Origin of the sequence: Granulicatella elegans ATCC 700633, assembly GCF_000162475.2 — a bacterium.
Lineage (GTDB): Bacteria > Bacillota > Bacilli > Lactobacillales > Aerococcaceae > Granulicatella > Granulicatella elegans.
In genome coordinates this window covers 506,686-530,082 of the sequence record NZ_KI391971.1, presented here as the reverse complement: position 1 = coordinate 530,082, position 23,397 = coordinate 506,686, and the positions used below count along the sequence as shown (strand labels likewise).

General features: G+C 32.2%; 20 protein-coding genes. 5 read left to right on the top strand and 15 right to left on the bottom strand.

The window, feature by feature from the left end; all coding sequences use genetic code 11:
* The first annotated feature begins 86 nt into the window (after positions 1-86).
* On the top strand, positions 87-989 hold the full coding sequence (locus tag HMPREF0446_RS02450) for a TDT family transporter (RefSeq protein WP_006702992.1): 903 nt from the start codon (positions 87-89) through the stop codon (positions 987-989).
* Positions 990-1,042: 53 nt separating this feature from the next.
* On the opposite strand, the gene HMPREF0446_RS02445 is transcribed toward HMPREF0446_RS02450, so the two are convergent.
* From HMPREF0446_RS02445 to HMPREF0446_RS02430, 4 genes are all read right to left on the bottom strand, one after another.
* Entirely contained in the window at positions 1,043-1,489 is a 447-nt protein-coding gene (locus HMPREF0446_RS02445; RefSeq protein ID WP_006702993.1) for an endolytic transglycosylase MltG, read from the bottom strand.
* Positions 1,490-1,500: 11 nt separating this feature from the next.
* Positions 1,501-2,019, bottom strand: a complete 519-nt coding sequence (locus tag HMPREF0446_RS02440; protein WP_006702994.1) for a helix-turn-helix domain-containing protein — start codon at positions 2,017-2,019, stop codon at positions 1,501-1,503.
* Positions 2,020-2,162: 143 nt separating this feature from the next.
* Entirely contained in the window at positions 2,163-3,356 is a 1,194-nt protein-coding gene (locus HMPREF0446_RS02435) for a toxic anion resistance protein (RefSeq protein WP_006702995.1), read from the bottom strand.
* Positions 3,357-3,368: 12 nt separating this feature from the next.
* Entirely contained in the window at positions 3,369-4,052 is a 684-nt protein-coding gene (locus HMPREF0446_RS02430; protein ID WP_006702996.1) for a 5-bromo-4-chloroindolyl phosphate hydrolysis family protein, read from the bottom strand.
* 341 nt (positions 4,053-4,393) lie between these two features.
* Between HMPREF0446_RS02430 and HMPREF0446_RS02425 the strand changes: the two genes are divergently transcribed.
* The 3 genes from HMPREF0446_RS02425 to HMPREF0446_RS08120 all read left to right on the top strand — a co-directional run bounded on the left by HMPREF0446_RS02425 (position 4,394) and on the right by HMPREF0446_RS08120 (position 6,664).
* Positions 4,394-5,026 carry a thioredoxin family protein gene (locus tag HMPREF0446_RS02425; protein ID WP_006702997.1) on the top strand — a complete coding sequence of 211 codons (633 nt, stop codon included), beginning with the start codon at positions 4,394-4,396 and terminating at the stop codon, positions 5,024-5,026.
* Positions 5,027-5,293: 267 nt separating this feature from the next.
* Positions 5,294-5,713 carry a thioredoxin family protein gene (locus HMPREF0446_RS02420; protein WP_244875063.1) on the top strand — a complete coding sequence of 140 codons (420 nt, stop codon included), beginning with the start codon at positions 5,294-5,296 and terminating at the stop codon, positions 5,711-5,713.
* A 480-nt stretch (positions 5,714-6,193) separates the two neighbouring features.
* A complete protein-coding gene (locus tag HMPREF0446_RS08120) occupies positions 6,194-6,664 on the top strand; it encodes a thioredoxin family protein (protein ID WP_006702999.1) in 471 nt (156 codons plus the stop codon).
* Positions 6,665-6,966: 302 nt separating this feature from the next.
* On the opposite strand, the gene HMPREF0446_RS02405 is transcribed toward HMPREF0446_RS08120, so the two are convergent.
* From HMPREF0446_RS02405 to HMPREF0446_RS02375, 7 genes are all read right to left on the bottom strand, one after another.
* The gene (locus HMPREF0446_RS02405) at positions 6,967-9,588 is read right to left on the bottom strand and encodes a YfhO family protein (RefSeq protein ID WP_006703000.1); all 2,622 of its coding nucleotides are present in this window, start codon (positions 9,586-9,588) and stop codon (positions 6,967-6,969) included.
* Positions 9,581-10,522 carry a glycosyltransferase PgfS gene (gene pgfS / locus HMPREF0446_RS02400; RefSeq protein ID WP_006703001.1) on the bottom strand — a complete coding sequence of 314 codons (942 nt, stop codon included), beginning with the start codon at positions 10,520-10,522 and terminating at the stop codon, positions 9,581-9,583. Before pgfS ends, HMPREF0446_RS02405 begins: the two co-directional genes overlap by 8 nt.
* A 137-nt stretch (positions 10,523-10,659) precedes the next feature.
* The gene (locus HMPREF0446_RS02395; RefSeq protein WP_006703002.1) at positions 10,660-11,289 is read right to left on the bottom strand and encodes a TIGR01906 family membrane protein; all 630 of its coding nucleotides are present in this window, start codon (positions 11,287-11,289) and stop codon (positions 10,660-10,662) included.
* Between the two features lie 2 nt (positions 11,290-11,291).
* Positions 11,292-12,071 carry a TIGR01457 family HAD-type hydrolase gene (locus tag HMPREF0446_RS02390; protein ID WP_006703003.1) on the bottom strand — a complete coding sequence of 260 codons (780 nt, stop codon included), beginning with the start codon at positions 12,069-12,071 and terminating at the stop codon, positions 11,292-11,294.
* 2 nt (positions 12,072-12,073) lie between these two features.
* Positions 12,074-12,865, bottom strand: a complete 792-nt coding sequence (locus HMPREF0446_RS08115; RefSeq protein WP_006703004.1) for a YutD family protein — start codon at positions 12,863-12,865, stop codon at positions 12,074-12,076.
* Between the two features lie 16 nt (positions 12,866-12,881).
* The gene (ybaK, locus tag HMPREF0446_RS02380; RefSeq protein WP_006703005.1) at positions 12,882-13,370 is read right to left on the bottom strand and encodes a Cys-tRNA(Pro) deacylase; all 489 of its coding nucleotides are present in this window, start codon (positions 13,368-13,370) and stop codon (positions 12,882-12,884) included.
* Between the two features lie 134 nt (positions 13,371-13,504).
* A complete protein-coding gene (locus HMPREF0446_RS02375) occupies positions 13,505-15,082 on the bottom strand; it encodes a peptide chain release factor 3 (protein ID WP_006703006.1) in 1,578 nt (525 codons plus the stop codon).
* 192 nt (positions 15,083-15,274) lie between these two features.
* Here HMPREF0446_RS02375 and nrdI point away from each other — a divergent pair, with 192 nt between their 5' ends.
* A complete protein-coding gene (nrdI, locus tag HMPREF0446_RS02370; RefSeq protein WP_006703007.1) occupies positions 15,275-15,739 on the top strand; it encodes a class Ib ribonucleoside-diphosphate reductase assembly flavoprotein NrdI in 465 nt (154 codons plus the stop codon).
* A 37-nt stretch (positions 15,740-15,776) separates the two neighbouring features.
* Here nrdI and HMPREF0446_RS02365 read toward each other — a convergent pair whose 3' ends face one another.
* From HMPREF0446_RS02365 to typA, 4 genes are all read right to left on the bottom strand, one after another.
* Positions 15,777-16,460: a hypothetical protein gene (locus HMPREF0446_RS02365; RefSeq protein ID WP_006703008.1), complete on the bottom strand. Its 684-nt coding sequence runs from the start codon at positions 16,458-16,460 to the stop codon at positions 15,777-15,779.
* Between the two features lie 145 nt (positions 16,461-16,605).
* On the bottom strand, positions 16,606-17,796 hold the full coding sequence (locus HMPREF0446_RS08610; protein ID WP_020991293.1) for a DUF1542 domain-containing protein: 1,191 nt from the start codon (positions 17,794-17,796) through the stop codon (positions 16,606-16,608).
* 65 nt (positions 17,797-17,861) lie between these two features.
* A complete protein-coding gene (locus HMPREF0446_RS02355; protein WP_020991292.1) occupies positions 17,862-21,248 on the bottom strand; it encodes a DUF1542 domain-containing protein in 3,387 nt (1,128 codons plus the stop codon).
* 162 nt (positions 21,249-21,410) lie between these two features.
* Entirely contained in the window at positions 21,411-23,261 is a 1,851-nt protein-coding gene (gene typA / locus HMPREF0446_RS02350) for a translational GTPase TypA (RefSeq protein WP_020991291.1), read from the bottom strand.
* Between the last annotated feature and the right edge of the window lie 136 nt (positions 23,262-23,397).

The window sequence follows — 23,397 nt, the reverse complement described above, 5'->3', positions numbered from 1 at the left end:
TCTCTTTTTAAGAAAGTTACAAATTTAAATGTTCCTGCATTCTATTTTGTGATATACTTTTCATAAAAAGTTTATTGGAGGATGTTATGAAAAAGTTACCTTTAGCCTTTTCTGGTTGCCTTCTTGGGTTAGCTGGCGCTGGAAATCTTATATCCGACTCAATCCCTGAGTTATCTCATACATTAAGTATCATGGGACTAGTCTTATGGATTTATTTTCTTGTTACACATTTACTAGATTGGAAAGAAGCCCAACAAGAATTAAAGAAACCACCTGTTTTATCAGGAATGGCTACTTTCCCTATGGCAGGAATGATTTTAGCTACTTATGTTCTACGTACAGTTCCAAGTGTATCTCTATTAGCACAAGTTCTTTGGTGGTTCTCATTCCTATTAGATATTGGACTAATTACTTATTTTACAATTCAATTATTAACTTCAAAAGAAAAAATTTATGCTACGCCATCTTGGACCGTTTTATATGTCGGAATTGCTGTTGCTGCTTTAACCTATCCAGTTGTAGGAATTATTCAAATAGCCTATGCAACGATTCTATTTGGATTTCTCTTAACCTTTTATTTATACCCACGTATTTATAAAGATTTAAAGCAAAAGCCACTTCCTACAATATTATTAGGACAAGAAGGAATCTATTGTGCTCCTTTTTCCTTATTACTAGCATCATTAGTCCGTGTATGGGGACAACAGTTGCCAACATGGGGATTAATCATGATGATGATCGCATCTCAGGTATTTTTCTTATTTGTTTTAAGTCGTTTACCTTATATCTTAAAACATGGATTTCAACCTGCATTTTCAGCTTTAACATTCCCAACCATTGTTACTGCAACTTCCCTAAAAATGGCTCAAGGAATAATACAAAATTCCCTATTGAATTTATTTGTTACTGTCGAAATTCTCATTAGCTTAACCATTTTAATTTTTGTCTTATTTAGTTATCTAATCTGGGCGAAAAAATCTTCAATATAAAACAAGAAAAGAGGTAAACACTATTTTAAGTGTCTACCTCTTATTTTTATAAATTAACGTAAAGCTCCAATTGTCCGAGCAATTTCTTCAAAACTACTATTTGGTTGGATTTCAAATGTTCCTGCCAAAATATTTTCTGCAATATTATTTTCTAATAAATAATCTACAAATGCTTTAGAATCAGTGATAACTCCTGCTTCTTGTAATTTACGAGCAACATCACTTGAAACTTCTCCACTTTCAACTGTAATTGTTACAGGTTTATCTGCAACTTTAGCAGTTGTTTTAGTAGTTGTTTCAGTTGTTTGTGTAGCTTGCGTTGTAGCTGCAGTTGTTTCTTCAGTCGTTTTAACAGTATCTGTTACTAATGGTAAATGAACACTATCTAATTGACTTTTCAATGATTCAGGAACAAATGGCCATGCCACAGTTGCTAAAGCTAAGAAAATTGCTGATAAAAGGAAACCTACACCTAAAGAGCGAAATTTTGTTTTACTCATATTACCCCTCCTTAATGTGATCCTGATTCAAAATAGCTATCAATTACTAATTGAACAGTTGAAACTGGAACATTTAATTGTTCGGCAATTTCTTCATAAGAAGCACCATGACTAAATAGAGTCAAGATATGTTTACGAGTGATACTATGTAACTCTTCTTCCTCTTCTTCATGTTGTGAAAAAGTTGGTTCAGTAAATGTTGGTGTTGGTTCAAATACTGGTTGAACTTCCTCTTCTTTTTCTTCAAATCTTGGAGTGAAAGTTGGTTCTGGCTCAACTACTGGTTGTGGAATAAATGTAAATTCTGGTTCAGGTTGAGGAGTATGCTCAACAGGAGCACGATAAATAGGTGTTCCTTCCAACTCTTGAATTTTTTTCTTTAAAGAATACACTTCTCGATTTAATTCTAATAAGCCTTCACTTAATTCATCTAATTCATCTTCATATTGATTGTCTTTTAAGAACAATGAAATGAATAAGAAAAATACTGCTAAAGCTAATAATGCTACTACTACGATCCAAACGTGCATTTTCTCACCTCATTAAAAAATTTATTTATCTCTATTGTAAATAATGTTTGAAAAAATCGCAAGTTTATTTTATTACAAGCAGATTACAACTTTACTACTGAATCGTAATTTAAACTTGTAACTCTATCTAGCATTCCATTCTATTAATCTTGATGAATTTGTTTTTCTTTATGACTTAATACTAATAATTTTTGTCTTAAATCTTCTTCCATATTTGTTAATTCGACTTCCGCTTTTCTTCTTCTTGCTCTACCTTCTTGTTGAATCTTCAACGTTTCTTCTAATGTTTCAATTAAATCTTTTTGAGTTTTTTGTAATGTTTCTAAATCAATAATGCCTCGTTCATTTTCACGAGCAGTTTCAATTGTAGAAATTTTCAACATTTCTGAATTTTTTTGAATTAATTGATTTGTTGTTTCTGACACTTGTCTTTGTGCCGTTACGGCATCTTTTTGGCGTAATAATGTCATCGCAATTGCAATTTGGTTTTTCCATAATGGAATGGTTGTTGTAATCGATGATTGAATTTTTTCAGCTAATGCTTGGTTTGTATTTTGAATTAAACGAATTTGTGGTGCTTGTTGAATCGTCATTTGTCTCGTTAATTTCAAGTCATGATTTCTTTTTTCTAAGCGGTCTAGGAATTGTTCTAAGTCATTTACGACTTGTACATCCATTTGGTCTCCTGTTACACGTGCTTTTTCTAAAGCTTCAGGAATTAATGTCTCTTGTAATTCAACTAATTTTAATTCTCCCGCTGCAATATAAATATTTAAAGCATCAAAGAAATCTTTATTGCGTTGATATAATTGTTCCAATGATAAATTATCATTTAATAATCCATTTTTTTCATGGTCTAAACGAATCGCAATTTTATCGACTTGTGAGCCCACTTCTTGATATTTGGCTTGCATTTCATAAATACTCTTCTTAATTTTTCCAAAGAATTTTTGGAAGAATCCTTGATTTTCAGCTACTAAATCATTTGGGTCTGTTTCATTTAAACGCTCCATTAAGTCATTTAAAATATCCCCAATTTCTCCTGTATCTTTTGCTTGCACATGAGAAAGCATTTGATGAGAAAATTCCCCTAATTGTTTTTGAGCTGCAGCTCCATAACTAATAATCGCTTGTAAATTTGTTTCATCAATCTGCTTTGCTAATGCACGAGCTTGTTCTTGATGTTTTTCATCCAATGTATCGATTAATTTCTTTGGACTTGCTTCTGTTTGTGTTGCTGGAAAATCGTGAGACACTTCTGATAATGGAGTTACACTCACTTGTTCTCCAAATGGATTTTGAATTAAATCTTCTACTGTTGTTTGTTTTTCTGTCATGTATATTTCCTCCTAGAAATCTTCAAATTCTTCTTTTTGAGATTGCTTTTGAATATATTCCTTTTCTAAATTTAAATCACTAAAATCTTGTGCTTGGAATTTTTGATAGTCCGCTTCAATCTGTAGACAACAGTCATCTATGAAGTCCATTGTTTGATCCAACATTTGGTAAGTTTCCTGTGTTTTAGAAATATGTTGTTCGATTTCAATATATTTTCCCATCATTTCTTCTAAACCTGGCAAATACGTATTTAAAAATTTATCAACGGCATGTAATCGTTCCGGATGTTGGACAATTTCCTTGAAATAATCTTTTAAAACAGTGACGATTTGATAACGATTCGCAATCGCTTCTAGTTTATTATTTTGTTTTGTATAAGCTTCGATTTGTTGAATTTGAGTTTTTGCTCGATTCATTTTTTCTCTAAAGAAAGCAACATCACTTTCTGTTAAACCTGCTTTGTCATAAATTTCTTTTTGCTTCTCTGATGGGCCTTTTAATTCCTTTTCCTTCTGTAAATATGTTTTCCAATTTGGTGGATTCATTTCTTTACGGAATAGTACATAGAAAAATATTCCATAACATAATAAAATAAATAGAAACATTTCTGCAGAACTATGCATTCTTACAAAAACTCTTGAACTGACTGCTACAAAGAAAAATAGCTTAATAGCTTGAATAATATGTTTCTTCATAAGACTTCTCCTTTATCAACTCTCTTAGGAAAATTATAGCATATTCTCATCCCACGACAATGGGACAAAAGTATGATTTCGTAATTTCTCTAAATAAATACTATAGAAAAAATTTTGTAGTAGCAAAGGACGCCAGCAGCTTCGCATTGAGAATCTCATGGCTAAAATTTGAGCCTAGGGTCTCAAATTTTCCTCTAATAAAATCTGATTTATCAGCTTTTATTACTGCTAGTACAAGATTTTTTTCTTTAATATTTATTACGCTCTTCTTTTTAAAACGTTTTCAAATAAAGAGTTTTATATTATAATGTAAGTATAAAATAATAAAGGAGTTGGTTTTAATGTGTAAGATTAAGTCTTTGACGAAAGATGATAAATTGTTTTCAATCCTTCTTATTTGCTTTTTGCTATTTGATTATTTTATTAGTGGAAAATCCTTACTTTGGATTCTCTATTCATTTTTCATAGCAACAGGAGCTTACTATTTAGTATCTAAATCTCCTCTAAGTAATAAATTTTCTACTTTAGCAAAGAACATAATTGCTATTTGCTTAATGATTCTTTTAATCGCTCCTCCATTATTTATTTCTAAAAATAACTCTTGGATTTACCGAACAACTGAATATATGCAAGCAACACGTCATTTTGTAGAACTAGATAATTCAAGAATTCAAGAAAATATGAAGGATTTAAAGAGACAGCTTCGTTTTGTTTATGTTGGACGTGAAACTTGTCCGTATTGTAGGGAATTTGCTCCAAAATTAAAACAGACTGCAGGAAGTATTAATGCTACAATTTATTATATTAATACGGAAAATAAGACGGAAGAATTAGCGAAATTTGCAGAACAATATCATATTGATTCTATCCCTACTTTACTAATCTTTAAAGACGGTCAATTACAAGAAACTTTATCAAACAGCAGCGATATCAGCCTAAATGATTTAAAAGAATTTCTACAGAACCATAAGTAAATATTAAAGAAAAAAATTTTGTAACTTGCAAAGGGTGTGGGTGTAATGACTAAAGTTAAATTTTTAACTAAAGGGGATTGTATATTCTTAATTATTCTTTTAGCTTATATGATATTTAATTATTTCGTTAGTGAATTTTCACTACTATGGATTTTTTTACAATTTCTTGTAGCATCTGGATATTATTTTCTATTCCTAAAAGATCATTTTTTTAAAACTTGGAGCCCACGAAAAAAATTAATCGCATCCTATATTGGTGTTATTATAATGTTATGTTTTGTTAATCCTCGTATTCTTGTTTCAAATGACAATACTTTAGTTTATCGTTCTACTGAATATGTTCAGGCAACACGTCATTTTGTCCAACTAGAAAATTCGACTATTCAGAATGAAATGGATACTCAAAAGAGACAGATTCGTTTTGTTTATGTTGGACGTGAATCTTGTCCGTATTGTAGGGAGTTTGCTCCAAAATTAAGAAAGGCTGCTAGAAGTATTAATGCTACAATTTATTATATTGATACAGAAAATAAGACGGATGAATTAGCAAAGTTTGCAGAACAGTATCATATTGATTCTATTCCTACTTTATTAGTTTTTAAAGACGGTCAATTACAAGAAACTTTATCAAACAGTAGCGATATCAACCTAAACGACCTCAAAGAATTTTTTAAGAACCATAAGTAAATATTAAAGAAAAAAATTTTGTAACTTGCAAAGGACGCCAGCAGCTTCGCAAAGCGAATCTCATGGCTAAAAATTGAGCCTTGGTCTCAATTTTTACTCTAATAAAAACTGTTAAAACAGATTTTATTACTGCTAGTACAAAATTTTTTTCTTTAATATTTATTATCATTTCTAAACTATTTTTCGTCAAAGTACACTATACATGACATATAGACTCCTATCTTCCATCCTTGAACATTTACAAAAGAATCAAATCATGCTATAAATGTATATTATAAATTTTAAAAAGGAATGTATCTATTGTATAAAATTAATAACTTAACAAAAAATCAAAAATTATTTATAGTACTTGCCATTGTTATAGCATTGCTCCAGTATTTTTCCGGAAATTTTTCTTTATTTTTTACTTTTTTTAACATTCTTGTATTTCTAGGAATGTACTATTTACTTTTTATACATCCTACTGTTAGCAAATCAAGTATGAAAAAGAAAACTCTTATTGTTTTTGGTTATATTGTCATCATGATATCTTTTGTTAATCTATTCTTATTAATAAATCCTAATTTAATGTTTCGTTCAAGTGTGAATGTAGTAGCAACAAAACAATTTGTTAAAATAGATTCTACTAATATTCAAAATGATATAGAAAATAAAAAGAAAAAGATTAACTTTATCTACGTAGGTAGCGAAACTTGTTCAATTTGTAAAGAATTTGGACCAAAATTAAAACAAGCTGCTAAAGAGACAAATAGTACCATTTACTATATTGATACAGATAAGAAAACTGATTCATTAACGAAATTTATCGATCAATCTCAAATACAAACAATTCCAACTTTATTAGTTTTCAAAGATGGGCAATTACAACAAACTTTATTAATTGACGAAAATACGAGAATAGACTATCTTAAAGAATTTTTACACAATCATAAATATAATAGTATCGAATAACGAAAACCGACTTCTAAAAGTTAGCTATCTAACTAATAGAAGTCGGTATTTTTTCCATCTAGTCTAGTTATAGAAACATTAAATCCATTTCTTATAAATCAATCCTAGGTTAATATTATTTTTTTATTATTATAAAATTAAGATAAGACTTATATTAGTAGCAAACGTAAAAGAAGCCACAACAATTTGTGGCTTCTTTTACTGGAAACTTTGAGACCCAGGCTCAAAGTTTAGCCATGAGATTCGCTTTGCGAAGCTGCTGGCGTCCATTGCTACATATATTAAAGTCATATTCTAAAACATTAAATCCATTTCTTGTAAATTAAACCTAGGAATACAAAAAGTGAAACGATAGAAATCCCTACTCCTATCTTCCATCCTTCAGGTATGAAACTTAATTCAATTGTATGTTCCCCATTCGTAATTGCAAAACCTAGTAAACTATTCCAAATTTTTCTTGTTTCAACGACTTTTCCATCGACTTTTACAGTCCATCCTTTATCGTATGGAATCGAAGTAAACATAACACTACTATCATCTGTAATCGTAACTGTTCCACGAATATGAGAGTTATCCCAATGAGTTAATTGAATTGCTTGATTTTGGCGTTCTTGAATAAATTGATTTGCAACTGAACGATAAGTTTTTGCTAATCTAACGCCAGTAAAAGTATATTCTTCATCTGTATTCACTTCAATCTTAAATTCAATAGACTTTCCTTGGGACTGCGAAGCAATATTTACTAATTGAGTCGCTTGATAATTATTTAAGAAGTGATATTCCTCTCCATTGAGATACATCTTAATATTATTTTTATCATTTTTTGAAAAGCGTGTTGGTAAAGTTACCCAATACTCTTCATCTGTTTGAGGAGTAAAACGGTACGTTATGCTAGCTGGTTTTGACGAATCAATTCTTTGATACGTCTCTGCTCTTTCAACTGCTAAAAAATTATCAGTTGTAATTTCATTTGCTGCTAACATCTCCAAATATTTAGAGTCTTCTCCTAATTGAGCTTCTGTAATTTTATTATAGTTTTGAATCGGTTGATTCATTCTTAATTCTAATGAAGCTAATTTTTCATTCACTCCAAATGCTATTGGAAGAGTTTGTGGAATTTGAAATACCTCTGTTCTCTCCTCTTCATAAATTACAGGAGTATTTTCTGTAATATCTAAACGAGTCGCATATTTTCCAAACACATACATTTTACTTGTATCTGGATAATCCTTCGTATAGACCGGTTTAGGCGTCATCCAATATTTTAAACTGAATAATGCATCACTTAATGGTGTTCCATAATAGTAAGTCGTTGCATTAATCCCGTTATTTCCTAATTGTTCAAATAAATCTCTTGTTGAATTTTCCAAATTAGAACTAAACACCGACATTCCAGGATAATCCGCCATAAATGGATCATTTTTACTTAAATGGAAGCTTCCATGAATACGATAAAATTCTTTATCATTTGGGCGAATTGGAGCTACTGCTGTTTGTAATTGTTTTACAGCATCTTGATATTTATACGCATCCGTATACCCTACTCTCGATTGAACAATCGTTGCATTCATCATTAATTCAATTGCGGTTACTGCTGCCAAAAAGGCCCATCTTTTATGAATTTGTGGCCACACTAAAATAGATAACATCACAAAAATCAATGCCAATGTCGCAATTTTTTGTGGAACAATTAAGAAGGAATACTGTCTTGTCATCACTAAAATGAAAATTAAAATCATGACTCCAGCGACTATTAATGATTTTTTCCAATTTAATTGCTCGACTTCTCTTAAGGATAAATAAGCTAGATAAACGAAGAAAAATGCCATAATCCAAGAAAATCGATAGAAGAATCCTGCCGGATTTTGTCCCATATGCCATAATTTACTTGTAAATTCATGAACACAAGATAGGATAAAAACAATTAAGACACCTAAAGAAGCTATTTTTTCTCTTTTTTGAATGTTAGAACTTAAGAAATAATAAACTGTTCCTATCATTCCTAGCGTTCCCACATAAATATTCGGTAAATTTGGGCCTGCTGGCCAAGAAGAATTATCAAATGCTCCTAAAAATAATTTAGAAAAAATATCAAAAGGATCAATTTGTAATTTCCATTCAAATAATAATTTACTTTCAAGTCCACCTTTAGTAGAAACTAAGCTCATTAAAATTGGAACAATAATAAAGGCCACTAAACCAACTGCTAAAATAGAATATAAGCCTAGTTGAAGCAATTGAATAAACCCTTGTTTAAACGTTCTATCTTTTGATTTGAATAAATAAAACAATGCATAGATGACTACAAAAATACAAATCATATACCCCATGTAAAAATGCAGTAATAAAGCTAAAGCTAACAATAGGACATAGCGTTTGGCACCTGTTCTATCCAACACTTCTTCTACACCCATTAATACAAGTGGCAACATAATCATCCCATCATAAAAGATAGGATTCATTTGATAACTGACATTAAAACCATTCAGAGCATACAAACTTCCAAATATAGGAAGAAATTCAGGATTTTTTTCTAAACCATTATATCGCTTCACAAAAAAATGTGTCCAAGTAAGTCCCATTACTCCATATCGAAGACCAATGGTTAACATAACTGCCCATTGAAAATTTTGTTCTGAAAAGAAGAAATACAATACATTAAATGGACTAATTAAATTAAATCCCCAAATACCCAGCATTCCTCCGCCAATGGATTTTGAAAAGGAATAGAAAAAGCTATTCCAATCCCCATTTAAGAAGAAATGTTTCAAATAAGCATATAAACCAATATATTGCGCATTAAAATCTACTGCCATTAGTGATTTTGCACCAAATGGGAAAAATCCATTAATAATCCACGAAACAAGCATAATGCCAATTGGTAGGAAGAAACTCGTTAAGTAAACTACTTTCTTTTTACTCATCTTTCTCCTCCTCAAAATTCGTTTTATCCACTAAATAATGAGGACGTTTTTTCACTTCATAATAAATTTTCCCGATATATTCTCCTAAAACTCCAATAGAGATTAACTGAATTCCACCTAGTAAAACAACTGCAAAAATCGTTGTAAAATAACCACTCACTAAGGAAGTTGGATCAATCATATATTTAATGAACATCCACACGATATATAGCACAGATATTAATAAACAACCTAATCCCAAATTAATACACGCACGTAATGGTTTATCATTAAACGATAAAATCCCTTGAATAGCATAATTCCATGAAAATTTTAAGGAATATTTTGTTTCTCCTATTTCACGAACATGATTTTCATATTCAATTACTTTTTCCTTGAACCCAATCCATGAGAAAAGCCCTTTTGAAAAACGATTGTATTCATTCAATGATAAAATCGCTCGTACTGCTTTTCGACTAAATAAGCGAAACTCAGAAATTCCATCCGTTAAAGGTGTATCCATTAGTCGATTGGCTAATTTATAAAAACGATTCGCTAGAAAAGTACGAAATTGACTTTCACCTGTTCTTGTTCTACGACCACTGACGACATCATAGCCTTCTCGATAAGCTTCAATCATTTGCGGAACAAGTGCAGGTGGATGCTGTAAATCCCCATCCATTAAAATAACGGCTTCCCCCGTTGCGTATTGTAATCCAGCAATTGTTCCAGCTTCTTTCCCAAAATTACGACTAAAACTCAAATAGCGAACTCTCTCATCAATTTTGGCAATTTCTACTATTTTTTCAAAAGTTTTATCCTTACTTCCATCATCAATTAAAATAATTTCAAATTCTTCTTTTGTTTGTTGATTTAGTACACGAACTAATTCACTGTACATTTTTTCAATCATTCTTTCCTCGTTATAAAAAGGAATTACTACTGATATTTTCATATTTTCTCCTTGATAAATATAATCTTCCTAAATATCATACCATGTTTTAATTTTTTTGAGTATTAAAACAACAAAAAACTATCAATCGTCCTAAGTTTCCCTCTAATGATTGATAGTTTCTAAAGTATATTTTTAAATTAAAAGTGTTCTTGTTTTTTAATCCATCTCCGTATCCCTATAATTCCAAAGACAAGCCATAGAAATACAATTAAAAAGCAAATCATAAAAAATTCTTCTGGCAATACTTCGATAATTGGATCTAATTTTGGATCAAATATCCATGCTGAATTATGGAAAAATAATTCATGGAATTTTACAAAAATAACATCAAAAAAGCTCACTAAACAGACGACAAATAATAGTGTTGCATACAATATTCCTTTTAAAGGAGTAAGTAATAGGAATAATTTTCTTTCTTTTTTCAACCTTCTTATCAAAACAAGTGAAACAATCGTAGAAATCACTGCAATAACAAAATTAATCATAAATAAACGTTTCACTTCTTCAAAGTGAAATAATCCTTGAGGAGAACTTGGAAAATCTGGCATGACTAATTCCTTAATCCAAGGTCTTGTTAAATAAGAAATTAAAACATGATAATTTTCCATTAATTTTGCTGTAGAAATTCCACTGTGCTGTTCTAAGCCAAATAATAAAATGACTCCTCGAAATAGTGGTTCAAAAAAGATGACAAAGGTAATCGCTGTACTTAATAAGAACAGTGCTAAAACGATAGAAAAACTCCATCTTCTAATGTTTGTTGACATTCCTATACCTTCCACTCACTTAAATTATTCACTAGATGCGTAGGCTGTGCTACTCCTTCTAAATCTTCTCTTGTAGAGAATCCTGTTAAAACCATTAATGTATCCATTCCATACTGAATTCCAGCTTGAATATCTGTTTGGTAGTTATCTCCAACCATTGCAATATCTTCTTTAGTAAAATGTTGCTCAGGATATTGTTGATTTAAATAGTTTAAAGCGGATTCCATAATAATACTACTTGGTTTTCCCATCACAATTGGCTCTTGTTGTGTTGACATTTTTAAAAATGCTGTAATAGAACCTGATCCTGGAATAAATCCTTTTTCACTTGGAAGATTAGAGTCGATATTTGTTACAACAAATTTTGCTCCCGCACGAATGGCTAAAGTGGCCGCTTCTAATTCAGCATAAGTTGTATCACGATTTAGTGACTGTAAAACAACATCTGGATTTTCCCCTACAAGTTCATATCCTCTTTCTACTGCTTGAGATTTTAATGCTTCTTCTCCGACAATCATTAATTTTTTGCCAAAGTTTTGACTTTCTAAAAAGTCCATAGCTGCTACTCCACTTGTATAGACTTCATTTTTAGTCACTTCTACTCCATAATTTTCTCTCAAATTATCAGCAACTTGTTGTGGAGTTTTGGTAGCATTATTCGTTACAAATAAAAATGGAATATTGGCTTCCTGCAAGCGACGAATAAAGTCTTCTGCTGTTGGAATACGTTCTTTTCCTTTATACATTGTTCCATCTAAATCAATAAAATATGCTTTATACATGCTTATTTCCCTCTTTTTTGTGGTTTTTCTCGAATATCAAATCTCTTATTAGGATGATTATTTTTTTGTTTCATTGGTGTATTTTTTTGATATTTTGTTTGTTCCACTTCTTTTATTGAGAAATTACGTCCTTGACGTTTATTTTTCAATGTTTGTGGCGAAGATTGCTTATTATCCATATGCAAACTTTCTTTATGCGTCATTTCTTTCAACCCAAAATCTTGTTTTGGTGATTCTTTCATATCAAAATTACGTTTTTTAGGTGTAAAACGATTATTTTTTTGCGTATTTCCTTTAAAGTTCTTATCTTCCACTCGTTCATTATTAAAACGCTTATTATTTCTTTTTTGTTGTTTATTTTTTGGACGTTTTGGAATTCCTTCATCTTCTAGAGCTACTGGTTTTACGTTTGGATCTCTCTTTAATACAAAATAACGACATCCAAAATTACAAAATTCATATATATAATCTTGTAGGTAAGCAATATCCTTATCTGGAGTTGATAGTCTATTTTTTGACTCATAAAATCCTTTTAGACGTAATTTTTCATGTCCCCAATCTCCAACAATATACTCATATTTGTCAAAAATATCTTGATAACGTGCATTAAAGGCATCTAATTCAAAACCTTCACGATAATCTTCAACAATTTCATAATGTACTTCTTTAATTTTCACATGAGTTTCGTCTACCCAAAATACGACACGTTCTACTTCCTGTTCTTGAGGTGCGACGATTTCTTCTAAAACTTCATTTAATTCATTCACAGTTGTTTCTTCTTTTACTTCGCTCATATAAATTCCTTTCTTCTTAATTTTCTAGATTGTCAAACCATTCTGCTCTAGTTAGCTGTTGTAAATCTTGTGGTGTTAATTCCATTTGTATTCCTCTCTTACCTGCTGAAACTCGAATCGTCTCTTGTTCTTTAGCACGTAAGTCAATATAAGTTGGAAAACTTTTCTTCATTCCCACAGGTGAACAGCCACCTCTAATATATCCTGTTAAACTTTCTAATTGAGATACTGGGATTAGCTCTACTTTTTTGTTTTTAGATGCTTTTGCTAAAGCTTTTAAATTTAATTCATGGTTAGCTGCAACACAAGCTACTAAATAACCTGTTTTATCTCCGTGTAATACAATTGTTTTATATACTTGCTCCACTGAAATGCCCATTTGTTCACTCACATGAACGGCATCCAAATGTTCTTCGTCCCATTCATATTCAAAAATTTGATACTGAACTTTTTGACGTTCTACCATACGAATGGCATTTGTTTTTATATTAGCTTTCTTTTTCATAATCTCCAACTCCTACTGCATTAGTGTATCATATTTTCGCTTGAAAATCAGTTAGATTTCCCTAAAACATTCCTTACACAAAAGAAAACCGTAGAGAAAGAAACATTCTCGTTCTTCCTCTACGGCTATTTTAATTAGAATAATGATTTTAATTCAATCGATGGATGTTTGTCTTTAAACCAATTTAACGCAAATTGATTTTCAAATAAGAATACTGGTTGGTCAAATCTGTCTCGACATAATAAGTTACGACTTGAAGACATATTTGGATCTAAGTCTGCTTCATCAATCCAACGAGCAATTTTACTTCCGATTGGGGTCATCACTACTTCCGCATTATATTCATTCATTAAACGGTATTGAAATACTTCAAATTGTAGTTGACCAACAGCTCCAAGAATATATTCACCAGTATGGTAAGTTTTATATAATTGGATGGCTCCTTCTTGCACTAACTGCTCAATTCCCTTATGGAATGATTTTTGTTTCATCACATTTTTTGCAGCCACTTTATTGAATAATTCCGGTGTAAATTGTGGCAGTGGTTCAAATTGAATTGCTTGTTTACCACTATAAATCGTATCTCCAATTTGGAAATTTCCTGTATCGTATAACCCGATAATATCCCCAGCAACTGCTGCTTTGACGGTTTCACGAGAATCTGCCATAAATTGCGTTGTATGAGATAATTTCATTTTCTTTTGAGAACGATTTACGGTAATATCCATTCCCGGTGTAAATTCTCCTGAACAAATTCTGACAAAGGCAATACGATCTCGGTGAGCCGGATTCATATTTGCTTGAATTTTGAAAATAAATCCACTAAATTGTTCTTCTAATGGTTCAACTTTTTCTCCAGATTCTGTTTTCTTAGCTGAAGGACTTGGTGCAAAATCCACAAAGGCATCTAAAAATGTTTGTACACCAAAACCTGTTAAGGCAGATCCGAAGAATACTGGTGTTAATTTTCCATTCGCAATCGCTTCTTCACTAAAATCATTTCCTGCTTCTAATAATAATTGAGCATCTTCAATGGCTTGTTCATATAAAGTTGATTGTTTGAACGCATAATCCCCTTCAACTTCTCCATCTTCATTTAATGGTAAGAAGTCATTATCCCCATTTTCTTCAGGATGCATTAGTTCTACACGCTTATTATAAATATCGTATAGCCCTAAAAATGTTTTTCCCATCCCCATTGGCCAGTTCATTGGATAAGCATCAATACCTAATACTTCTTCTAATTCGGCAATCAACTCTAATGGTTCACGACCATCACGGTCTAATTTATTAATAAATGTAAAAATTGGAATCCCACGCATACTACAAACTTCGAATAATTTCTTCGTTTGAGGCTCAATCCCTTTGGCACTGTCAATAACCATGACTGCACTATCTACCGCCATTAATGTACGATACGTATCTTCAGAGAAATCTTCGTGCCCTGGCGTATCTACGATATTAATATGGTTTCCATCATATTCCACTTGCATCACAGAACTTGTTACAGAAATCCCACGTTGTTTTTCAATTTCCATCCAGTCTGATTTTGCGAATTTACCAGTCTTTTTCCCTTTAACAGTACCGGCTTGACGAATCGCTCCACCATATAATAGTAATTGTTCAGTAATCGTTGTTTTCCCCGCATCCGGGTGAGAAATAATAGCAAAAGTCTTACGTGAAGAAACTTCTGCAGCTAATTGATTTGACATGTATATATCTCCACTTCTATATTTTTTCTTAAACGTTTCTTTAGTATTATAGCCGATTTTGCAGTTTTTGAAAAGCAAGGTCTTATGCATTTTCACATTTACAAGAAATTAAAATTCTTTATCATTCCATCCTATACTCCATTGGTTTTATCATTTTTTTGTGCTATCATACTTACATCAAGGAGGGATCATATGACTCAATCATTAACCATTGCATATATTAGTTTAACAGGCAATACTTATAGTTTTGTCACAAAATTAGTCGAGTATTTTAAATTTCAACAATCCTCTTTACAAATCCAATTAATCAATGTTAAAGACATCATTCGGGATCATACAGAATTTTTTGAATTAGAACAACCTACGATTGCATTTCTTCCAACTTATTTAGAAGGTGGAAATGGCGTAGATACAGGCTATACTGAAATTCTCACCAATCCTCTCGGAGACTTTCTTGCCTACAATAACAATTACAAAAAATGCTTCGGCATTGTCGGTAGTGGAAATCGAAACTTTAACAAGCAATTTTGTTTAACCGCTCGCCAGTATTCTGAGCGATTCCACTTCCCTGTATTAGATGAATTTGAATTACGTGGCACTCAAAGAGATATCGAACGAATTGGACAAATGATACTTGAAAAATTGAATACTATATAGAAAACGAGACGATTAAATCGTCTCGTTTTTTTACTCTTTATGAAATCGTCCATGTCCCCATCTTTTTAGTACTAGATTTTAAAGCGTTAGCGATTGAAGCATCAACTTCTAAACTTTCTAATTCTTTTGGAATCACAATTTTTTCTAAGAAAATAGTTGATTCATCTACAAATCCTTCTTGTATAAATCTATTATCCTTTAGAACATACTGTGTAGCAATTCTACTAGCTGAAGAAACTGTATCCCGTATTTCTAATAGATTTTTCGATAGTTTATAAGAATCATTCCCCATTTGAACATAAATAAAATTTCTATCCTTTCCTAGATAAACGATTCCTTCTTGAAGTTGAGTCTTTTGATACAATTGGTCAGGATATTGATTGGGATTATTTTTTCTACGATAACTTTCCTGTTCAACAACAGAATAATGTTCTTTTGAAAATGGCTTTCGTACATACTCACGCACAGCTGGGGTTAGTTGGCTCATCCACTGAATGGTAGAATGGTAGTTTACAAAATTTCTCCCTAAATATATTCCAGTTGGAATGATTAAAAAAATTGCTAATAGAAGACTAATAATCTTTTGCTTTTTATTCGCATACAAAAGCATCACCAGCAAAAAGAATAATGTTAAAGCTATTCCAATAACTCCTAACCAAAACTTGTCATAGTAAAAATTTTCAGCATCTATAAATGTTTGATATACATCTACTTCATTCATAAAATTCTCCCCTTTAATACCATTCATTATACTTCTAACAGGAATTCTTGAAAAGGATCTATACAAATATATTTATAAAAAAATCCTGTCGGTGATTTCTCACCAACAGGATTTGTCGAATCATTATAGAACTTTTATTCTAATATTACTCTTCTTCTTTTTTCTTTGATGTAGCTACAAGACCTAGACTTGCTAACACAGTCATTGCTACTGAACCAAAGATTGAAATTTCATTACCCGTACCAGTATTTGGTAATACTTTTTGATTTGAAGCTTTTGATTCTTGAGATGTATTTGAAGGATTTTCTTTTACATCTTCCGTTTGAGTTACAGTAGGTTGTTCTGAATTATTAGAAGGTACTACTTTTGGTTTTGAATCTTCTTGAGTATTATTTTGTTGTTTATCCTCTTTAAAGCTTTCAACAACTTCAACTGGGACAAATACCGTTACTTCTGTTCCATCAGGTAATCTTAAAGTTACTTTAGCAAATGTTCTACCTAATGTATTTATATCAGGTAAGTCTACACTAATGACTGTAACACTCTCCGGTAAGTTTAGTTTAGCAATGATATCAGCTTGAGTAATTGCTTTACCAACTTCAACTTTTACGACTCCTGTAATAGATGCTTGAATGTAGGCTTCAATGTTGAAAGTTGGGCGATCATAAACTAGTGATTTTTGATCTAATTGATATAAGAAAGTACGTAAAACTTTTTCTAATTCTGCTTTTGTTCTTGCTTTATCAATGGCAGTTAATGCTTCTTGTTTTAAACGTTCAACTTCAACAATTGCTTTTGCCTTTTCTTCAGCTGATAAGTTTGGATTTGCTTTAATACTTGCAATTTTTTCAGCTGCAGCAGCTTCTACCGCTGCTTTCGCTTCATTCACATCTTTTTTTCCGAATGGATTCACTGCTTTAATCGCTGCTTCGCCTTTTGCTTCTGCATCATTTACAGCCTCTTGCGTTGCTGCTTTTTGGATGGCTTCTACTGCTTCATTATATGCTTTTTCTACAGCAGTTTTTGCTGCAGCTTTTTCCTCAACTGATAAAGTAGTATTCTTATCGATTTCTGCTAACTTGGCATCTTTTATCACTTTGATTGCTGCCAAGGCTTTTTCTTTTCCAACTGGATTCACTGCTTTAATTGCTGCTTCACCTTTTGCTTGTGCAGCATTTACAGCTTCTTGCGTTGTCGCTTTTTGGATTGCTTCTACTGCTTCAATTGCTGCTTTGGCTACTTCTGCTTTGGCTGCGGCTTTTTCGTCATCTGATAAGCTAGTATTCTTGTCGATTTCTGCTAATTTAGCTTCTGCTGCTGTTTGAATGGCTTCCAATGCTTTTTCTTTACCGATTGGATTTACTGCTTTAATCGCTGTTTCGCCTTTTGCTTGTGTAGCATTTACAGCTTCTTGTGTTCTGCTTTTTGGATGCCTTCTACTGCTTCGATTGCTGCTTTGGCTACTTCTGCTTTGGCTGCGGCTTTTTCGTCATCTGATAAGCTAGTATTCTTATCGATTTCTGCTAATTTAGCTTCTGCTGCTGTTTGAATGGCTTCCAATGCTTTTTCTTTACCAATTGGATTTACTGCTTTAATCGCTGATTCGCCTTTTGCTTGTGCAGCATTTACAGCTTCTTGTATTTCTGCTTTTTGGATGCCTTCTACTGCTTCGATTGCTGCTTTGGCTACTTCTGCTTTGGCTGCGGCTTTTTCTTCAGTTGATAAGTTTTTGTTCTTATCGATTTCTGCTAATTTAGCTTCTGTTGTTGTTTGAATAGCTTCCAAGGCCTTTTCTTTTCCTACTGGATTCACTGCTTTAATCGCTGTTTCACCTTCTGCTTTGGCTGCATCTACTACGTCTTGTGTAGTTGCATTTTGGATTGCTTCTACTGCTTTAATTGCTGCTTTTGCTACTTCTGCTTTGGCTGTAGCTTTTTCTTCAGCTGATAATTTATCATTCTTATCGATTTCTGCAATTTTTTCTTCTGCTGCTTTTTGAATAGCATCTAATACTTTTTCTTTGCCGATTGGATTTACTGCTTTAATCGCTTTTTCACCTTCTGCTTTAGCTGCATCTACTGCGTCTTTTGAATCTGCTTTTTTAATAGCTTCTACTGCTTCAATAGCTGCTTTTGCTACCTCTGCTTTTGCCGCTGATTTTTCTTCATCAGATAACTTAGTATTATTATCAATTTCTTGTTCTTTCGCTGCTTTTTCAGCATTAATAGCTGTAATTGCTGTTTCTTTTTCGATAGCTAGTTTTCCATTTTCTTTTGCAGAGTTGATACCCTCTTCAGTTGTTGCATTATCAATAGCATCTGTTGCATCTTTTGCTTCTTTAGCTACTTTTGCTTTTTCTTCCGCCTTTTGTTCTTGCGTTAAGCTTGTACTAGCTTCAATAGCATCCGTCGCTTTTTTAGCAGCATCTGCAATTTCTTTTTTAGCAGCATCTCTGTCAATATCTTTCAATGACTCTGCCGCTTTATCTAAAGCTGTTTTCGCTGCATCTACTTTTGCTTGAGCTGCTTGAACTTCTGCTTTAGATGCATTATTTTCTTTTGCTAATACTGCTGCAGCTTCATTTTTAGCCACTTCTAATTGATCTTTTAATTTTTCAAATTCTGCTTCATATACTTTAATACTATCTGCTGTTTTTCCAGTTGTATCAACTTTTTTCAACGCATCAGAGTCTGTTTTTAATTTAGCTTTTTCTTCTGTTGTTGCTGCTACAATTAAACCATCTTTAGCTTGTTGTAAAGCTGTTTTTTTGGCATTTACTTTCTCTAAAGCTGCAGATACTTGTTCTGGTGTTGCGTTTTCATCATTAATCACTGTCAAAGCTGCTGCTATTTCAGTTTTTGCTGCTTCTTTTGCAGCATTATACGCTTTTGCAGTATCAGTTGTTTTTCCAGGAGTTAGATCTTCATTCACTAAAGCATCTAATTCAGCTTTTGAATTCGTTAATCCTGTTTTATCAGTTTTCAAGCTTGATTGTTTAGCTAACAAATCTTGTAAAGCTTGCTTGAAATTAGGTGTTCTAGCAGCAGGATTTGCTAATAGTGCTTTAACTTTTTCTAATTCTGCTTCATAATCTTGAATTGTTTGAGAAGTTTTACCATTTTTATCTGCTGATTCTGTAGCTTTTAATTTATCATAAATTCTTTGTAAAAGATTTCTCGCTACATTACTAGTATCTTGAGCAATAGAAAAATCTAATCCCGTAACAGGTACTGAATATTTTTCATCCCATGCTTGATAACTCATCCCTGTACGATTTTGATCAGCTAAACTAATTCTAACTTTATAATGATCTGCACCTTTAGGTAATGCAATAAGCTTACTTGTAAATGTACCTGATTCACCATTAGGCAAATTCTCTGGTTTTGCCATTAATTTTTCTGCTTCACTTTTTCCAATAAAATCTACACGTTTAGTATTATCTACACCACTATCTATTGTAGTAGTATTCGGCGTATTAGAAATTTTAATTTTTGCTTTATTTTTCCCATCCGTTGCTTTTGTAACAATTTTTTTGTCATCATTTGCGTCTTTTGAGGGATCAAAAGTTGTTTCATATACTAATGTTTCTTGATTTCCTGTAATACTATATACTTGAACTTTATAGTTAGCTTTAGAACCATCACTATCTCCAACATAACCTGGCTTAAACTTAACTATTACATCAGAACCATCTAAAGTTGAATAAGCTGTAAATGTTTTTTCAATCCCTTTATATCTAGCAACATTCTTGGTAACTCCTCCAGCTACTCCAGTTGGTTTATATACACTACCATCCCAAGCTGTTTCATCTCTATTTGCTCTAGTTATACTCTTTGAAAGTAGTAAAGTGTACTCTGTTCTTCTATCAAATGCTTGCTCTTGTAACCAAACAGTATCATCTAAAGTTGAGTTAATTGTTTCTAAAGGATAAACACCTTCTGCAGTTTTTCTAGCAATAGCAAATTTACCACCCTCAACTGCTTTCCATCCACCAAATTCATCAATTTCTTTAACAGTACCTACTTCAACATCTTTTGTTGCACCAATACTATCAATATCTTTAATTTTATCATTATTTTCGATATGTTCTGCTAATTCTTTTAATTTTTGAATTAATTCAGCTAAACTAGCATTCTCAGATGGTGCAGTATATGTTTGGTTCGCAGATGGGTCATCATTTGTAGTAGCCGTATCCGCGCGGAATAGCTTATTTTTATTCAATGCTTTTCCATTACGTTCATCTCTAGAACCTGAGTTGGCAATCGAGTTAGATTCTGAAGCTTTCTCAGTATTTGTTGCTTTTTTACCTACAGTAGCTTTTCCATTTGTCGTATCTACTGCTGGTGCTTCTTTTTTCTCTTCTGGTTTTGTTTGTAATTTTGTTGTTGCTACAATTAAATTAGCGTGTGCTTGTGATAATTCAGCTTGTGTTTTTGCATTGTTTAATACAGATTTTGCTTCACCTAAAGCTGTTTTTAATTGATTCACACTATCTTCTGTTTTATTAGCGTATGTACCTTTAGCAAACTTGTCTTCAATTTCTTCAATAAGTCTTGTTAAGCTTATTTTATCTAAAGTTTCTTCAGTATGATTTTCATTTTTCTTTGCTTCTTCTTTATTTGTAACAGTATTGTGTTCTCCATTTACATGTTGAACTTCACTCGCAGAAACTGCAGCACTACCCATGAATAAATACAAGGATGCAATCGCTACTGATGCAGCCCCAAAACTTACTTTTCTAATCGAATAACGTAATTGTTTTTCTTGATATTCTTTACTTTGAAACAATAATATCTCCTCCTTGTTTTGAAATCGTTGTCATTTATATTCTATAATAAATAATATTCACAATACAAATGATAACCTTTATTGTGAAATTTTTTTAGTTTAGAAATACAAAAAACGTGACTCTTTGGCATTCCAAAAAGTCACGCTTAATTATTCTAACTATTAATTATTCTCAGCTTCTGCTTGTTTTTTACGTTTATTTGCTTTTTCACGCTCACCTTTGTTTAAGATTTGTTTTCTTAAACGAATAGTTTCTGGTGTGATTTCGCAATATTCATCATCTGATAAGAATTCTAATGATTCTTCTAATGATAATTTCTTCGGTGTTTTAATCACAGAAGTTTGGTCTTTCGTTGCTGAACGAATATTTGTTTGTTGTTTTGCTTTCGTAATATTAACCGCTAAGTCATTTTCACGAGAGTGTTCCCCAACAATCATTCCTTCATAAATTTCTGTACCTGGTTCAGTAAAGATAACTCCACGGTCTTCTACACCCATAATTCCGTAAGTTGTTGATTTACCAGTATCTGTAGATACTAATGCACCATTTCTACGTCCGCCAATATTTGCAGCAATATATGGTAAATATTGATCGAATGTGTGGTTCATAATTCCGTATCCACGAGTCATTGATAAGAACTCTGTTGTATATCCTAATAATCCACGAGCTGGTACTAAGAATACGATACGAACTTGTCCATTTTCACTATGTTGCATATCTTGCATTTCACCTTTACGGTTACTTAATGATTCAATAATTGAACCCATATATTCTTCTGGAGTATCAATTTGTACACGTTCAAATGGTTCACATTTTACGCCATCAATTTCTTTAATAATTACTTCTGGACGAGATACTTGTAATTCATATCCTTCACGACGCATATTTTCAATTAAAATTGATAAGTGTAATTCTCCACGCCCTGATACAATCCATGCATCTGGTGAATCCGTTGGTTCTACTTTTAAAGATACGTCTGTTTGTAATTCACGCATTAAACGTTCTTCGATTTTACGTGCTGTTACGTATTTTCCTTCACGTCCTGCAAATGGTGAGTTATTTGTCAAGAATGTCATTTGTAATGTTGGTTCATCAATGTGTAACACTGGTAATGATTCTTGTACATCTACTGGTGTTACAGTTTCCCCAACGAAGATATCTTCCATTCCTGAAACAGCGATTAAGTCTCCTGCTTTTGCTTCATTGATCTCTAAACGGTTTAAGCCGAAGAAACCAAATAATTTTGTAACACGGAAGTTTTTCTTCGTTCCATCTAATTTTAATAGAGATACTTGGTCCCCAACTTTTACAGTTCCACGGAATACACGACCGATACCAATACGTCCTACATAATCATTATAGTCTAATAATGATACTTGGAATTGTAAAGGCTCATCTGAATTATCAATTGGTGCTGGAATATGTTCAATAATTGTATCGAATAAATAGTCCATTGTTGGTTCTTGGTCTGCAGGATTATCTGACATACTAGAAGTTCCGTTTAGGGCTGAAGCATAAACTACAGGGAATTCTAATTGATCATCATCTGCTCCTAATTCGATAAATAATTCTAATACTTCATCGACTACTTCTTCTGGACGAGCAGCGTCACGGTCGATTTTATTCACTACTACGATTGGTGTTAAATGTTGTTCCAATGCTTTTTTCAATACAAAACGTGTTTGAGGCATTGTTCCTTCATAAGCATCTACAACTAAAACTACACCGTCTACCATTTTCATGATACGTTCTACTTCTCCACCGAAGTCCGCGTGTCCTGGTGTATCCATGATGTTAATACGAGTACCTTTATATTGAACAGCAGTATTTTTTGCTAAAATCGTAATACCACGTTCACGTTCAATATCATTTGAGTCCATTGCACGTTCTGATAATTCTGTACGTGCATCTAATGTTTCTGATTGTTTTAATAATTCGTCTACTAATGTTGTTTTACCATGGTCAACGTGAGCGATAATGGCAATATTACGAATATCATTTCTTAATTTCATGTTTTCCTCCAATTTGTAACAAAATGAAAGTGATGGAATACGCTTAAAAATGGAATTTCCATCACTCAAACCTCTTTTCAACTCAGAAATTATACTACAAAAATCTCACAAACTCAATTCATATGATTATTTAACA